This is a genomic window from Acinetobacter sp. P1332 (assembly GCF_044057475.1).
GTDB lineage: Bacteria > Pseudomonadota > Gammaproteobacteria > Pseudomonadales > Moraxellaceae > Acinetobacter > Acinetobacter johnsonii.
Window position 1 is genome coordinate 208,899 of sequence record NZ_CP171158.1, and the last position, 16,574, is coordinate 225,472.

At 38.9% G+C, this 16,574-nt stretch carries 12 protein-coding genes; 9 read left to right on the forward strand and 3 right to left on the reverse strand.

The window, feature by feature from the left end:
• The first annotated feature begins 83 nt into the window (after positions 1-83).
• The 5 genes from aph(3'')-Ib to ACFN7Z_RS18550 all read left to right on the forward strand — a co-directional run bounded on the left by aph(3'')-Ib (position 84) and on the right by ACFN7Z_RS18550 (position 6,835).
• On the forward strand, positions 84-887 hold the full coding sequence (gene aph(3'')-Ib / locus ACFN7Z_RS18530; RefSeq protein ID WP_001082319.1) for an aminoglycoside O-phosphotransferase APH(3'')-Ib: 804 nt from the start codon (positions 84-86) through the stop codon (positions 885-887).
• Complete coding sequence (locus ACFN7Z_RS18535) at positions 887-1,723, forward strand: aminoglycoside O-phosphotransferase APH(6)-Id (RefSeq protein WP_000480968.1); 837 nt, start codon at positions 887-889, stop codon at positions 1,721-1,723. Before aph(3'')-Ib ends, ACFN7Z_RS18535 begins: the two co-directional genes overlap by 1 nt.
• Before the next feature lie 1,239 nt (positions 1,724-2,962).
• Entirely contained in the window at positions 2,963-4,162 is a 1,200-nt protein-coding gene (locus tag ACFN7Z_RS18540; RefSeq protein WP_005028487.1) for a hypothetical protein, read from the forward strand.
• A gap of 68 nt (positions 4,163-4,230) precedes the next feature.
• Positions 4,231-5,139 carry a hypothetical protein gene (locus ACFN7Z_RS18545; protein WP_024160890.1) on the forward strand — a complete coding sequence of 303 codons (909 nt, stop codon included), beginning with the start codon at positions 4,231-4,233 and terminating at the stop codon, positions 5,137-5,139.
• A gap of 28 nt (positions 5,140-5,167) precedes the next feature.
• On the forward strand, positions 5,168-6,835 hold the full coding sequence (locus tag ACFN7Z_RS18550) for a virulence-associated E family protein (protein ID WP_010591044.1): 1,668 nt from the start codon (positions 5,168-5,170) through the stop codon (positions 6,833-6,835).
• Positions 6,836-6,979: 144 nt separating this feature from the next.
• On the opposite strand, the gene ACFN7Z_RS18555 is transcribed toward ACFN7Z_RS18550, so the two are convergent.
• Positions 6,980-7,468 (reverse strand): GIN domain-containing protein, encoded by a 489-nt coding sequence (locus ACFN7Z_RS18555; RefSeq protein WP_395442689.1) that lies wholly within the window; start codon positions 7,466-7,468, stop codon positions 6,980-6,982.
• On the opposite strand from ACFN7Z_RS18555, the gene ACFN7Z_RS18560 reads away from it, so the two are divergent.
• Positions 7,430-8,574, forward strand: a protein-coding gene (locus tag ACFN7Z_RS18560; RefSeq protein WP_099046175.1) for an IS3-like element ISAba14 family transposase whose coding sequence is annotated in 2 segments (ribosomal slippage) — positions 7,430-7,694 and positions 7,694-8,574 — 1,146 coding nt in all. Because the reading frame shifts where the segments join, the coding sequence is not laid out codon by codon here. The two genes, ACFN7Z_RS18555 and ACFN7Z_RS18560, sit on opposite strands and share 39 nt — an antisense overlap.
• Positions 8,575-8,591: 17 nt before the next feature.
• Here the strand turns inward: ACFN7Z_RS18560 and ACFN7Z_RS18565 are convergent.
• The gene (locus ACFN7Z_RS18565) at positions 8,592-8,927 is read right to left on the reverse strand and encodes a hypothetical protein (RefSeq protein WP_395442690.1); all 336 of its coding nucleotides are present in this window, start codon (positions 8,925-8,927) and stop codon (positions 8,592-8,594) included.
• Positions 8,928-9,224: 297 nt separating this feature from the next.
• Between ACFN7Z_RS18565 and ACFN7Z_RS18570 the strand changes: the two genes are divergently transcribed.
• Positions 9,225-12,068 (forward strand): hypothetical protein, encoded by a 2,844-nt coding sequence (locus ACFN7Z_RS18570; RefSeq protein ID WP_395442691.1) that lies wholly within the window; start codon positions 9,225-9,227, stop codon positions 12,066-12,068.
• Between the two features lie 321 nt (positions 12,069-12,389).
• On the opposite strand, the gene ACFN7Z_RS18575 is transcribed toward ACFN7Z_RS18570, so the two are convergent.
• Positions 12,390-13,055: a hypothetical protein gene (locus ACFN7Z_RS18575; protein WP_005006156.1), complete on the reverse strand. Its 666-nt coding sequence runs from the start codon at positions 13,053-13,055 to the stop codon at positions 12,390-12,392.
• 168 nt (positions 13,056-13,223) lie between these two features.
• Between ACFN7Z_RS18575 and ACFN7Z_RS18580 the strand changes: the two genes are divergently transcribed.
• Both ACFN7Z_RS18580 and ACFN7Z_RS18585 read left to right on the forward strand, forming a co-directional pair.
• Positions 13,224-15,227, forward strand: coding sequence for a class I SAM-dependent DNA methyltransferase (locus ACFN7Z_RS18580; protein ID WP_005006153.1), 2,004 nt, complete (start codon positions 13,224-13,226; stop codon positions 15,225-15,227).
• 2 nt (positions 15,228-15,229) lie between these two features.
• On the forward strand, positions 15,230-16,555 hold the full coding sequence (locus ACFN7Z_RS18585; protein ID WP_044431827.1) for a restriction endonuclease subunit S: 1,326 nt from the start codon (positions 15,230-15,232) through the stop codon (positions 16,553-16,555).
• Positions 16,556-16,574: the final 19 nt, after the last annotated feature.

Sequence of the window (16,574 nt, forward strand, 5' to 3'; positions counted from 1 at the left end):
CTTATAAATAAGCTTTTAGTTGTTCAAACAAGTGGGACCACCTCTCACCTCCGCGCTTCATCAGAAAACTGAAGGAACCTCCATTGAATCGAACTAATATTTTTTTTGGTGAATCGCATTCTGACTGGTTGCCTGTCAGAGGCGGAGAATCTGGTGATTTTGTTTTTCGACGTGGTGACGGGCATGCCTTCGCGAAAATCGCACCTGCTTCCCGCCGCGGTGAGCTCGCTGGAGAGCGTGACCGCCTCATTTGGCTCAAAGGTCGAGGTGTGGCTTGCCCCGAGGTGATCAACTGGCAGGAGGAACAGGAGGGTGCATGCTTGGTGATAACGGCAATTCCGGGAGTACCGGCGGCTGATCTGTCTGGAGCGGATTTGCTCAAAGCGTGGCCGTCAATGGGGCAGCAACTTGGCGCTGTTCACAGCCTATCGGTTGATCAATGTCCGTTTGAGCGCAGGCTGTCGCGAATGTTCGGACGCGCCGTTGATGTGGTGTCCCGCAATGCCGTCAATCCCGACTTCTTACCGGACGAGGACAAGAGTACGCCGCAGCTCGATCTTTTGGCTCGTGTCGAACGAGAGCTACCGGTGCGGCTCGACCAAGAGCGCACCGATATGGTTGTTTGCCATGGTGATCCCTGCATGCCGAACTTCATGGTGGACCCTAAAACTCTTCAATGCACGGGTCTGATCGACCTTGGGCGGCTCGGAACAGCAGATCGCTATGCCGATTTGGCACTCATGATTGCTAACGCCGAAGAGAACTGGGCAGCGCCAGATGAAGCAGAGCGCGCCTTCGCTGTCCTATTCAATGTATTGGGGATCGAAGCCCCCGACCGCGAACGCCTTGCCTTCTATCTGCGATTGGACCCTCTGACTTGGGGTTGATGTTCATGCCGCCTGTTTTTCCTGCTCATTGGCACGTTTCGCAACCTGTTCTCATTGCGGACACCTTTTCCAGCCTCGTTTGGAAAGTTTCATTGCCAGACGGGACTCCTGCAATCGTCAAGGGATTGAAACCTATAGAAGACATTGCTGATGAACTGCGCGGGGCCGACTATCTGGTATGGCGCAATGGGAGGGGAGCAGTCCGGTTGCTCGGTCGTGAGAACAATCTGATGTTGCTCGAATATGCCGGGGAGCGAATGCTCTCTCACATCGTTGCCGAGCACGGCGACTACCAGGCGACCGAAATTGCAGCGGAACTAATGGCGAAGCTGTATGCCGCATCTGAGGAACCCCTGCCTTCTGCCCTTCTCCCGATCCGGGATCGCTTTGCAGCTTTGTTTCAGCGGGCGCGCGATGATCAAAACGCAGGTTGTCAAACTGACTACGTCCACGCGGCGATTATAGCCGATCAAATGATGAGCAATGCCTCGGAACTGCGTGGGCTACATGGCGATCTGCATCATGAAAACATCATGTTCTCCAGTCGCGGCTGGCTGGTGATAGATCCCGTCGGTCTGGTCGGTGAAGTGGGCTTTGGCGCCGCCAATATGTTCTACGATCCGGCTGACAGAGACGACCTTTGTCTCGATCCTAGACGCATTGCACAGATGGCGGACGCATTCTCTCGTGCGCTGGACGTCGATCCGCGTCGCCTGCTCGACCAGGCGTACGCTTATGGGTGCCTTTCCGCAGCTTGGAACGCGGATGGAGAAGAGGAGCAACGCGATCTAGCTATCGCGGCCGCGATCAAGCAGGTGCGACAGACGTCATACTAGATATCAAGCGACTTCTCCTATCCCCTGGGAACACATCAATCTTACCGGAGAATATCGTTGGCCAAAGCCTTAGCGTAGGATTTCGCCCTCTCCCGCAAACGACCCCAACACTGGAGGAATTAACCAATGCGAATCCGCAATAATGCGCTCATATGCCCAGGCCAATTTTTGATTCGATCTGCATTCTTTTTGCCCTAGCCATTTTACCTATAATAATTATTGGTATTGGCATACAGCTCAAAGAGAATTACGAGCGTAAGAAGCTCACTCAAAGCTATATGGATCAGCACTAAAGAAATGCAATAGGCAATAAAAAAGCAGCGAAATCGCTGCTTTTTTTATTTCTAATGAAGTTTACGAATAGGTTGAGTATAGGGGGAATCTTCTACTCGATGCACATGCATTGAATTGGTAATGTTCATTAAAGGTGAATTACTAGCCACTGAATGAGTCGTTGATGCTTTATGTGTGCGGTAGTTATTCAAAAACTGATCTACTACTGGCACATTGTTAGGCAATATTCCGATTTCGCGGTTAGTAATTTTAATCGTTTCTATTTGGTCTACATGGCTCATAACTAAGTCCACTACAATGATTAAAACTATGAGCATAATTATAGCTTAAAATTGAAGAAATTCCATTTTGGGATTTAATATTTGGTTTTTTTATGCACAGGTTTTTGTGGATAGTAGTGGGTATAAATGGCTAAGTTGCTGATTATTTAAGCTTTTAACATTGATTAAAAATTAATCAAAATAACGAAAAATAGAGTAAAATATGGAGAAATATAGCAGAAGCTATAGAAGAAAAAACAGGAAATGTCAAAAAAAGGGCAAAAAAAAACTATTAGAACAATCTCAGTCTAATAGTTTATTAAATAGGGTAATATCCCTTGATTCGTAATATAACCGATCTCTAATAAGTTTTAAAGCTTTTTTAATCATATTCACGGAAATTCCACAAACTATTATCTCATGCTGAACAAAAGTAATGATTAAGCCCTATACTCAGCTCTACCCTGATATATTGCAGATTAGTTAAACTGTTGTTTAGAAATCGCAAACAATATGATGTTATATTTGAGCAAGGTTAGAATTATGTATGAAATGTGAATGCTTTAAAAACTGATATATATTATCAACTTTTTAGAGTTTTACGCCTTATAGAATACATACAACTTGTTAGAATGCCTTATACTAATTAGCCACCCTCACACACCTTTTATGGAAGACCAGTATAGTGAAAGATTCAATCTTTGCTGATGTTATATCAAAGTTGAATGCGGAAGTTTTTACGCAAAAAGCTGGTCGCTTATACCCTCCTGTCAGTCAATTATTGGCACTGGAGAAAAAGTTAGCATTATGTACAGCATCATTGGTTAAAAGCGAAGACATTCCAGACTATAAACAGCTAGAACGCCTGTTTTGGGATAACGTAAATCATACCTATGGCACTGGTTATTTTGCGGAGATTCCTAAGTGGGGTTCCAACATCTTTATCCCATTACAGGTATGGGAAAGTGTGTTACAGCCTTATGCATTGTTCTATAAAAATATGAACCCTGAGTTTAACTTTTATGACTTTGCATTTACGACTGCAGCGTTGAGCGCTTGGCGGTACAGCCAACCCGTGCTAAAGCTTGAAAATGATGTATATCGCACCCTATTGAATGATGAAAACGGTCGCTATGTCGATGGTCATTTGCTGAATTACTACTTTCAGTGGACCAACTTTATTCATACACCAGGTCTAGGACACAACGACAAACCTTTATATGGTTTTTTCGCGCATCAAAACGAAGTTTTGTTTAACGGAAACAACGTTAAAGTACTGATCATCGTGTTTTGCTATGAAGATACTGAAGCCAACATATCTGATGAAGATCCTTTAAGCTTAACCTCTAATTGGGGAGACTATGTGGTTTTAGAGTATCGCACGGATACTATTAAAACCATTAAAGATAGTTTGATTGGTACCAACCTTAAAGGTAGTCCTGAGCTATTAATCTTACTTGGTAAAATGCTTAGCTTATTTAATTTTTCTATTCATCCTAAAACTGACATCTACAATCACCGTGGCTACCTGATGCAACCCACGTATAACGATACGATTGATTCATTTCTCAATAGTTATAGAAAGCACAAAGGTATGCCAGTACGCCGTGGCGTAGGTAAATCACCCTCTAGCAATCAACGCCGTGAAGTCCTCTATCATGTCCACGCACCAAGTTGTCCACGCCTGTTTGATACTGGTCTGAACACTGGTTTTGTGTCGCGCATGCACAAGAGTAGCCATATCGCTAATGACCATTTTAATACACTACATTGGCTTAAAACTGATACTGGCTTAAAACTAATTTCAGGTAGTTTATATACTCAAGAAACCGAAACTAAACTTATTAAATCAATTCAAAATTACTTTTATGGTAATAATACTTAAAGGTTTTCATTCTTTTTTCCTTAAACCTGTTATATAATTTTAATACCCATTTCAATCAATGAAGTATTATGCGTTTCGAGTTCGATCCATCATTTATATCTCATGTTGCAGTACGATTAGATGGCACTTCCTTAAAATCATTTTTAGACAACCTTGGAAACGTATCTTTTCAAGAAGCTGAAAGTTATTTAAGCAATCTAATTAAAGGGAATTATGAGCAAGACGAGTTTACTGTTGGCTTGAAAGTTAAACCTAAAAACTACAATCAAACAGAATTATTAGGGCATCTTTATAAAAATAGTGCCTTTCAATCGGTTTCAACTGAAGTATCGGATCTCGACACCCAAAACATGCACAATGACATAGCTCAATTCGTTCAAAGCTATGCCAATGTTGCAGATCTTCAGTACAACAGTTATTTCTTGGACAAGCAGACGTTTAAGCATGAAAAAACGTTAGATAGCTATATCTTCACAGAATTAATGCTGCAGTTCACCAACAATAATACCGTGAAGTTTCGTGTGGACGGCGAATATGTCACAGTGATTAATGCTGAGCTAACCTCTAAATACATCTATTTTAACGACAACAAGAATAAGCGGATCTGTAAGTTTTTAAGTAAAAATATGCATCCAGCTTATTTAGAGTCATTCTTAGAGCAGATGCATATTATTAAAATTGATTCTGAGCAGTACTTTTATAATGCAGTCGTGAATAACACAATAAGTTATGATGCTGACGTTAACGCCTTTATGGACCAATCCCAGAATTTTTTAAATACCCTTGTGAAAGGTTATAAAAAACTGATCTTAAACAACGTGCGATTTAATCTTTACGAATTCTTAGAAGACGACCTTGAAAGTGTCATCCTAAACCGTATCACTAAGGCATGGCATTACGCTCATGAAATCACGTTGCAAACTAACAACCCATCAAAATATGTCGTTGCTCAACCGCTGGTTATAAAATATTTATAAGTGAGTTTCTTTATTTATGAACCCCCTCATGATCAAGTATGGTATCGATATTGGTACGCTATCTAAAATATTTAGATCGCATCTTGAAAATGAGGGCATTGTATTTGATCGTGAGAGTGACTTTCAGCTTGAACGAAGCTCTAAACGTATTTACCTCAGAACCAATCACCACAATGACGCCACAAAAAATAAGAAAAAAACGGCCTGGTATCTTGTAGATCTAGATAACGCACGTATGTCTTATGGTTGGTTTCATGCTGGCGGTGCAAACTTCACTTACAGCTTGTATGAATACATTCAAGAAATGGATCTGCAACCTGGTGACACCGTATATACCAAGGAACAGCAAGAAGAAGATCTTAAACGCTTCTTAAACTCATGCAAAAGTGCTGAGAAGAACAAAAAAGACCAAGAGATATTGGCTCAAATCTATATGGGTTTTGAATGGGCCAGAAGCCTACCCTTGTCAAACCGTCCACACAACTACAATGTGAAAAAGCAGATTAGCTTCAGTCATGCTAGATTGTACAATCCAAGCAACTTCACTAAAAATGAGCTGATTGATTATGTCAGCCAGTACTACCCTCAACACAAGAACAACACCATTATTCTGAACCGTATTATTGATCTGCAACCAGATCTAGATCAACAGTCGCTACGCCAGAACAAGCTTTTAGTTGAGGGGCAAAACCTCAAAAATCAAATCATTTTCCTTCAGACCATCGCTGAACACAAAAACAAGCGTGGTGAAGATAAGTTTACATTACGTGGTGTACTTGCAAACGGCGCTTTCAAAATCTTATATAAAGATCCATTGGATGCATGGAACCAAGATCGGATAATCTTTTGTGAGGGCTACGCCACTGGTGAAGCAATTGCAGAATCAATTCAATACTCTATTCCAGTCATTGTCGTGTACGTGGCTGGCAACATCATGAATGTAGTACGTGATTTCCGTGCCGAATTCCCGTTTTCACGCTTCTATATTTTCAATGATAATGACCATAAAACAGCATTAGAAAGCAAAATAAAGCGCAATCCCGGTATCTATTACGCAACAGAAGCATGCCGAGCTGTAAACGCAGCCATGATTGGACCTGAATTTACTGAAGAACAGCTAGATCTAAGTGACTGGAACGATTTTAAATGTTTATACGGCGTTGATTACACGCGTGATGTTATACGTCATAAAATGCAAAATGCCGTGTGGACGACTGCAATTCAAAGCACGGTTAACCCGAACTACTCTATCAGTGCCCTATTCTTTGGCATCAAACAACAGTTGGATGATATAGGCCTCTATCCTGATAGCATGACCAAAAAGAATTGGTTTAGCTTGGTTTTACGCGCATACGCCTTACTGACTCAACAGGGATTTAGTCAGATCCACCCGATTGAGCTGGTCAAAGAACAATTTATTGAGATTCTTGGCCAGATTAGCAAGCAACCCCGTAAAGTCACTGGAGCTGAAGAACCAGAACTCCTTCAGGCCTACACAAAACTTGTAGAAATGATCGCACGTAATGATTCAACAACAGCACTGAATCAACAGATTATCACCGTGATTAACTTATACAAAAATGCAGATTATCCAATTGAAACATTAAAGGTTTGGCTCAAAGATATTTTGAGTAAATCGAACGATCCTGAATGGTCCGAAAACTTCATTAATAATATTTTTATTTCGATAATTTGAATGTCAAACATAGACCCCCAAAGGTAGCAAACTTTTGGGGTTTATTTTTCTCTAAACTTTCATTGAACTAGGTTTATCGATCTACTTAAGACAAATGTTTCCTGATCTAGTTCGGTTTAGTGTCTTACAACTAGGTTTATCGACCTATTTAAAACTAATTTGTCCTGAACCAGTTCGGTTTTGTGTCTTATGGATTGGGTTTCCATAAACTTTAACGTTGCCTGAGCCTGAAAGCTGTACTTGAGCTGAATTGATAGCTGTACAAAAGATATTGCCTGAACCAGATAGCGCCACTTCTAAATTGGTGCTTTTCAGTGGTAACGCATCAAAATTGCCTGATCCTTTCAAAGATAAGACACAGTGTTCAATGGTACCGTCTAAATCCATATTTCCAGATCCACTAATACTTGCGGTAAATTTATCTTCATTTAGATTTAAGATCTGGATATTGCCTGAACCTTTTAAATCAATAGCTTTTAAAGTTGGGTAAGTGATCGATACTTCTAACGGTGAACGAGAGAGATGGATCCGGAAATTTGAACAACTCCTATAAGTGATACTCTGCTCCTCAAATGATGTTATAAACATCAATATATGGAGTATTTTATGGCACGTAGACCAAGAAGAAATCATTCAAACGACTTTAAGGCTAAGGTAGCACTTGCTGCGATCAAAGCAGAAAAAACACTTGCTGAATTGAGTTCTGAGTTTGATGTTCATCAAAACCAAATTATTGACTGGAAAAATCAATTGATCTCAGCTTCCTCACAAGCTTTCGATCAATCAAAAGCTCCATCAGAACCTCCCATTGATCTTAAAAAGTTACATGCAAAAATCGGTGAGCAGGCATTAGAAATTGATTTTTTAGAAGGTGTGTTGAAGAAACTGGGCCGCTTCAACCACAAAAGTTAATCGATCACTCACTTCAGATTTCAGTATCTAAACAAGCTAAGTTACTGAAAGTCTCTCGTGGTTGTTATTATTATCGCCCAAAACCTGTTAGCTCATCAGATCTGAAGCTGATGCGATGTATTGATGAATTACATATGCAATATCCTTTTGCAGGCAGTCGTATGATGCGTGATTTGTTGAATCGTCAAGGGCATCATATAGGACGACGTCATACACGTACTTTAATGAAGAAAATGGGTATTCAGGCGTTATATTGCAAACCAAATTTAAGCCAGGCTAATCAAGCTCACCGTAAATATCCATATCTGCTCAAAGGATTGGCTATTCAGCGCAGTAATCAAGTGTGGTCTACTGATATAACGTATATCCCTATGGCAAAAGGCTTTGTTTATTTATGTGCTGTGATTGATTGGCATAGCCGCAAGGTACTTGCGCATAGGGTATCGATTAGTATGGAGGTGGATTTTTGTATTTCGGCTTTAAATGAAGCGATTGAAAAATATGGATCACCTGAAATATTGAATACAGACCAAGGCAGTCAGTTCACCAGTGATGCATTTATTGATGTATTGAAATCAAATGGCATTCAAATCAGTATGGATGGTAAAGGTCGATGGGTAGATAATGTGATGGTTGAACGATTATGGCGGAGCGTTAAATATGAAGAGGTGTATCTCAAAGCTTATAGCAGTGTCACAGATGCGAAAAAGCAATTGAGTGCATATTTTGAGTTTTATAATCTGAAACGACCTCATTCGAGTCTAGACAAAATGACACCAAATGAGTTTTACTATGATCAGCTACCCCAACAAAACAAGGTGGCTTAACTAGAGCGGAATATCACTTATAAATACGCTTTTAGTTGTTCAAACAAGTGGAACCACCTCTGAGTACTAAAACTCACATTGTCCTGAATAGCTAAAACCAATACACCACCCTGAAAAGTAGCACTAATAAGATCCACAATATTATCGTCTGCAGTAATTTCCATTTTAGAATCACTTGAAGCAAAAAACTTCAGACTCATTGGACCTTTCATACAGATTTCGTTAAATGGGCTTACAGGTACTTGCTTAGTCACTCGTTTTCCACTTCCAACGATTTGATGGTTTGAACCTGAACTGTATACATTGGCGTTGCCATTGATTACAACAGAACCCGAAAACAACTGTTTTGACATATAAACCTCAAATTAATAAAAGTAATTTAACCCTAAATAAGTGGTCACTCATAACCTATTTATTGTCTGTAAATTATAACATTGAGGGCTTAAATCTTTTTTATTAAAATAATAAATTAAAACTTTTAATTTTTCTTTAAACCTTTATTAGACATAGCTTATATTAAAGATTAAACAGAAATGTTTTTAGAATCGGTATATACTAAAAGTATAAATTTTCTTAAGCATATGATTAATAGTCCTATGCAACCTGGGTAGCACATTGCACCTGAATATATATTAGAAATTGGAATTGTTATGGCTGAGAAAGTACCGAGCGCCCGACATAATTGTGATTTAAATACGATGTTTCAGTTTTTCCAAGAAGAACTGGAGCGAAACTACGGATTCGTATTCAAGTCATCTGGTAAATATCAATTCGTGACCGTATTTGATGAAAAAGTGCCTTGCCTCACCGAATCAGATAACCCTAGTAAATCAAGTAGCAACAATGTCAAACCACGAGGGATGTATTGGATCTATCCAAACATGAACCGTGATACTGGTGAATACTGGCCAGTGCTCAAAGGACACCGCTTTGGTGTAACTGACATTGAAATCTCAATTGCTTTTGCTGACCACTATAAGAACGTAATCAAGCCTCAACGAGATTCAAACCCTAACTACAAACCACCAAGCAAAGAAGATGTTGATCGCCGTGTACGTGAGTTTGAAGAAGCTCAAAAGAAGCATCTACTTCAACAAGAAAAAGAGCTCTTAGCTGCACAAATCGCTATCCGTATTGAGTGGCAACGTGCTGGTAAAGTTATTGACGATTCATTTTTTAATAATAAAACTGGAAGCATTCAGACCTTTAAACGCGACATTCGACAAATGCCGTATATGGTTGAAAAGAACCTAGAGCCATACGGCGCTAAAATCATGCGTAAAGATAACTTTACCCGTGATGAAGCCATTGAAGCAGTAAAGCGTGAACTTCCTGAATCAGCCACCAATCAACAGCTTCTCGTTGAAACAGTAGAGAATGTATTAGCGTATCAAAAGCATTTTATCAACTTTGAACCTGAGCTTGAGGGCGAAAAGAAAAAAGGCTTTGATTTACGTAAAAGCAGAGCTGTCATTCTTGCACCGTTAATTGACACCAATAACAAAGTCGTCAATTTACAGCGTATCACCCACCATCGCCAAAAAAAGCGCAACAAAGAAACCAACAAGCTTGAAGAAGTACTGCATAAGGGCAAGTACTTTTTTGATAAAGCCAAAACGAAAGATGCATTCTTGCCTGTTAGCAAAAATCCTGATGTTGGCTATGAAGTCTTTAACCCAAATGCAAAGAACTATTTGATCAAGGAGGGTTGGGCAACAGCGATCAGCGCACGTAAGGCGTTGGATGCTGGTTTAGAGCTTGGTTTATTGGGTGAGGGTTTTACTGCAGAAAACACACAAGTTTTAGCGTCATACAGTAAATCCAATATCTCAAGTGTTGCTGAGCTTATCCGCAGCATCAATCCTGAAGCCAATATATTTGTTGGTTATGATAACGATGCTGGCCAAACGCTTGAGTCTGGTTTGAATCCTGGCTTACAAGAAGCTTGTCACAACTTTTCATTAAGTGGTGTGTTAGGTGATGTGAGCAAACATGAAAATACACGTATCACCCTACCCCCAGTTTTCCAAAATAAATTATCTGTTTCTGATTGGGATGATGCTCGTCAATATTTAGGTGTTGAACGTTTAGCTGCAGAGTTGGCAAAAGAACTAAATAACGCCGTCAAACGTATAGACAACAAGATCCCTGAAGTTGCGTATGCAATTAACCGCTACAACCGTCAACGCGAAGCTTATGCAGCCAAGTTCCCTAATAAAGAATACCAACCGAATTACGGCATTGTGATTGCACAATCAGATGAAAAATATCTGGAATTGCAGAACATACGAGCTAAAAACCAAGCAAATATTGAAAATTACAACGCAAATATTGAAAAGCGTAAACAAGATCTATCAAAAGCTAACTATGATGGACCAGCTGGTACAGGTAGCACGAAATCCTATGCAAAACCAAAGTACCAACCGCCGTCATTTGATAAAGCATTTGATGATAAATCAACTCCAACCGCTACGGCACCTGTATCTACGCCCGTCATGACTCTTGAGGGCATTAAGTCTTATATGGAGATCCTTTCTGAAATTGATGTCACCAAAGTTCAAAATGATGTTTTGAAAGTTGTAGCTACTGCAGATGGCCATCAAAAGATTAAAGCCGGTGATATTGAATTCGAGAAAATGGGTGCCAAAGAACCAACCACTAGCACAAACCCAAGTATGGATAGCATGCAAAATACCAAAGTACATATTGATGTATCCAAGGACATCAACAAAGATACAGTTAAATTGCAGAGTGTGGATCGTTCGACCATTCCCGAACAAAACCTTCAGCAAGGTATCGATCATCAAAGCTACGCTAAGTCAGCTATCTTTACCGCTTTTTGGCTTCATTCAGCAGAAATGTATAAAGCTAGAAAGTTAATTCATGAAGCTGGTATTAGTAATGCCGATGTTGAGGGTTCAATTGCTGTCGCTGAAGATAAGCTCAATAAAGCTCAGGAAGAAGTTTCTAAGAAGCGGTCGTATCCTGAACTTTTTGTGATTAGTGCGTCTGATAGCGAATACCGTGCGTCAATCATGAAAGTTTTATCTGATTTAGAGGCTGCACATCCAGAGTGGCAGAATCTCAAAACATTTAGAGAAAATCTTACTGATAGGACCATTGCATTTGATCAATTGAATCTGGATACATTGAAGATCAAAAACAAAGTAGTGCATTTGATTGTCAGTAATGTGACCAATGATCAAAACTATCTAAAGGTTCAAGAAAGCCTCACCACCCTTTTAGATACATCGAACAGCTTGTCTTTGGACCGTCAACAAAAGTTCAATCTTGTGAACAGTCTAAGTAAAACATTAAACAACATGGCCAAACTGTTAGATGAACCACCAGTCTTCCAAAGACTGAACGATTTCTTTACTCGTTTTGAAAAGCGTGTAGATGATCTCGTTCTAGGTGATGGTCTAAAGCTGTATGGTATAGAACCGCAGAATTTAAACAAAACTAACGAACGTGGACAGTCGTTCGATATGTAAAAGCAGATATGAAAAAGCCCCGAATATCGGGGCTTCTTTTTGAGTCAATGTTTTCAAGATTAGTGTGGCAATGTTGCCCTAAAATCCAGTGCAAAATCAGTTTCACCACGAGGATCGCTATTAAAGAACTTGAAGCCTAAACACTTAATCTCTTTATAGCCCATACTCTCCACCTCTTTTAAGGGCTATTTGCATTTTAGGGTGGGATTTTTATAAATCTCACCTTATTTTTAACTTAACAAACTCTAATTTTGCAATCTAAGGTTGAAACTACTTGAGCTAATCATTTTTAAAATTTGCATTATAAGGTTGAAAGTGAATTTAGCTTTTTAATAATCCTTTTAGTTGACTCAAATATTCATTTGCTTTTTGTTGAGCATTTTCTTCTGATAAATTCAAATCAGATTGAATCTTAATGATGCTTTGTTCAAACTGGCTTAATTCCAAATCACTCAATCGTTGTTCATCTTTGTACATATCTATAGTTGCTCGACACAAATGAATGAAGTGTGCTGTTGTTTTGTACTGATAATTACAACAAGCATGAATGATATTTTTGAGTCGTCTGTGGCGTAGCTCAATATTGATTGGTTTATAAGTTGGATGGCTTGCGCTAAAAAATAGTGCCTTATCTATGGCATCACCGCTATACCAACCTTTATCCAAATTTTCTTGTGCTGCTTGAATGTAAATTTCTGCTACTCGCTTCCTGTCAGCCAAAATGTATTTCTCAATTTCAGCTTGGTCAGTTAAAAGCTCAATTGGTTCAAACTGAACTTTAGTGCCATATCTGTTTTGGGTAGATTGATCATTTACTCTCAGAAAAATGGTTGCACCTATTTCTATATCTGATAGCACGGCATTTTTGACAAGTTGGGCTTGATAATTTTTTACACTACCGATCAGTTCAGCTTGAATATACTTTGTTCCAATTTTTAAGATACGAAACTGTCCAAATGCTGTCATTTTTTCTTGCTTATTTGGCATCTCACACCAAGCCTAATGATTATCCTGTGATAAATTTTAACATTAAGTCTTTATTATGAAATAAAAAAGTAGTCAGATTTGAAATTTTTAAATATTGCATTTCAAGGTTGAAAAATTTACGTTTATTGCATAATATTTAACTATTGCAAAATAAGGTTGAAAAACAAAATGGCTTCTGCACCAAACAATACCGAATCTACACTGGCAAGTTTTATTTGGAACAATGCGAATGATCTTTGGGGTGATTTCCCACATACAGAGTTCGGCAAAATCATTTTACCCTTTACGGTATTAAGACGTTTGGAATGTGTACTTGAGCCAACGAAAGAAGCTGTTCTCAATACTTATGCGCAATTCAAAGATCAAGGGATGGCGCTTGACGATATTCTTACTAACGTAAGCGGCAATCCGTTCTATAACAAATCGACTTATAACCTTTCCAATTTAGGCGGTACAAAAACCAAAGCTAATCTTGAAGATTACATCGCCAATTTCTCTGAAAATGTACGTGTCATCTTTGAACAATTTGATTTCAATACAACAATTAATAAATTAGCCAAAGCCAATCTATTACTGCGTATTTGCAATAATTTCGCTGCCATCGACTTACATCCGAATGTTGTGCCTGACCGTACCATGAGTAATGTCTATGAACATTTAATTGCAAGATTTGGTGCAGAAGTCGGTACGGGGTCTGAGGACTTTATGACTCCGCGCGATATTGTGCATTTGGCAGCAACTTTATTGCTTGAGCCTGATAATGAGCTGTTTGAACAAAAGAATGGTTTAATCCGCACTATTTATGATCAAACCTGTGGTACATCGGGCTTCCTAACCGACATGATGAACTATGTAGACGGTTTTAAGGACCGCTATAAAGTTGCCCCTGTACTTGTACCCCACGGGCAAGAATTACAGCCTGAAACTCATGCTGTCGCATTGGGTTCAATGCTGTTAAAAAAACTAGAATCTGACCCAAGCCGTGATTTATCGCAAAATATTAAATTGGGCAGTACACTCAGTAATGACTTATTTGCAGGACAGCGTTTCCACTATCAATGTTCTAACCCGCCTTTTGGTATGTCATGGGCGAAAGATGCCAGTGCGGTTCAATTAGAGCATAAAGAAAAAGGCTTAAATGGGCGTTTTGGTGCGGGCTTGCCTAAAGCCAGTGACGGCTCAATGCTGTTTTTACAAAATCTGATTTCCAAACTAGAACTGCCTGAAAATGGTGGTGGTCGTGGTGCGATTGTGCTATCAGGTTCACCATTATTTAACGGTGGTGCAGGCTCAGGCGAGTCGGAAATTAGACGCTTTATTTTAGAAAATGATTATCTCGAAGCAATTGTGGCATTACCGACAGATATTTTCTTCCGTACAGGTATTGGTACATATATTTGGTTGATTTCAAACCGTAAACCCGATCAACGCAAAGGCAAAGTGCAACTGATTGATGCAACTGGCATGGGTTCTTCCATGCGTAAAAATGAGGGCAATAAACGCAAGTTTATTGACCAAGATTCAATTGATACGATTAGCCGTATTTACGCTGATTTTGAAGAAAGTTCAGTCAGCAAGATTTTTGACTATACCGATTTTGGCTACCGCCGAGTGAAAGTATTACGTCCTCTACGCATCAATCTTCAATTTGATGGTAAAAAACTGGAGTTATTTAAAGCATCAAAAGAGTTTGGCAAGTTACTGGACAGCGACCGACAAACAATAGCCACTTATATTGAGCAGCAGTTTGGTGACGGCAAAGACTATGCTTGGTTTGAGAATACATTCCTGAAAAATCTACCACTCAGCAAAGTCAGTAAGGGCTTAAAGAATGCTTTGATCGCTGCGTTTGGTGTACAAAATCCTGATGCCGAAGCTGTTGAAATTAACGGTGAAGTGCAAATGGATAGTGAACTCACTGACTATGAAAATATCCCTTTAAATCAGAATATTCAGGACTATATGGCGAAAGAGGTGCTTCCTCATGCGCCTGATGCGGTGACTGATACCAGTTATACCGACACCAAGGATGGTCAAGTTGGTGTGGTGGGTTATGAAATTAACTTTAACCGTTATTTTTATGTATTTGAGCAACCACGCCATCCAAATGAAATTATGGCGGAGATCAAAGAGTTGTCTGCCGAAGTCGCACAATTGCTTGGGGAGGTTTAAAAATGGAATTTAAACAATACCCAAGTTATAAGCCGAGTGGTGTGGAATGGTTAGATGATGTACCTGAGCATTGGAGTTTGAAAAGGTTTTATTATCTTTTTACTGAAAACAAAAAGAAAAATATTGGCTTAAAAGAAACCAATGTTTTGTCTTTAAGTTATGGAAATATTAAAGAAAAGAATATTGATGACAACAAAGGCTTATTACCTGAATCCTTTGAAACTTATCAAATTATTAAACCTAATGATATTGTTTTCCGTTTTACAGATTTACAAAATGATAAACGTAGTTTAAGAAGTGCTATCTCAAAATATCACGGAATTATTACGTCTGCATATATTGCTGTCAAAACCAAACAAAATGCAGATTTTTATAATTATTTATTCCGTGCTTACGATTTACAGAAAGTATTTTATTCTATGGGCGAAGGTATGCGTCAATCTTTAAAGATGGACGAATTAAATAAAATGCCTGTTGTTTTACCAAGTGAGGATGAACAGAAACGCATTGTTTCATTCCTCGACACTGAAACCACCCGAATTGACAAACTCATTAGCAAACAAGAAAAGTTAATTGAGCTTTTAGAAGAACAGCGTAAATCCATTATTTCTCATGCTGTCACCAAAGGTTTAAACCCGAATGCACTGATGAAAGATAGTGGTGTGGAATGGTTGGGAAGGGTTCCCTGTGATTGGCAATACTATTCAATTAAACGTACGATAAAGGTTTTAACTGACTATACAGCCAATGGCTCGTTTGCAGATTTAGCTAAAAATGTAAATTATTTAGATTATGGTTTTTCTCGATTAGTACGCTTGACTGATCTTCGAGAGGATTTAAATAATAATGGAGTTTATATTACAGAAGATGCTCATAAATATTTGAAAAAATCAGAGCTTTTTGGTGGTGAATTATTATTAGCAAATGTAGGTGCTTACGCTGGATTTGCTTGCTTAATGCCGTATAAAAAAATAAAAGCCACTTTAGCACCAAATATGTTTTTGCTCCGATTTAAAGAACAAAGAATCAATAACAAATTCATGTATTACTTAATAAACAGCAAGACAATTCAATATCAATTTCAAGTTTCTATGACTTCTACTGCACAACCAAAACTAAATAAAGACAATGTTAAGAATATTGTGATGTTTTTGCCAACTTTACAAATTCAAAATGAAATTGTTGAGTATTTAGATTCTGAAAATCTAATATTAGACAATCTGATCTTCAAGCAACAAGCCTTAATCGAAAAACTAAAAGAATATCGTGCTTCAATTATCTCCCATGCGGTTACAGGCAAGATTGACGTACGGGAGCACATGGCATGAAATTTTTAGCAAATTGTAA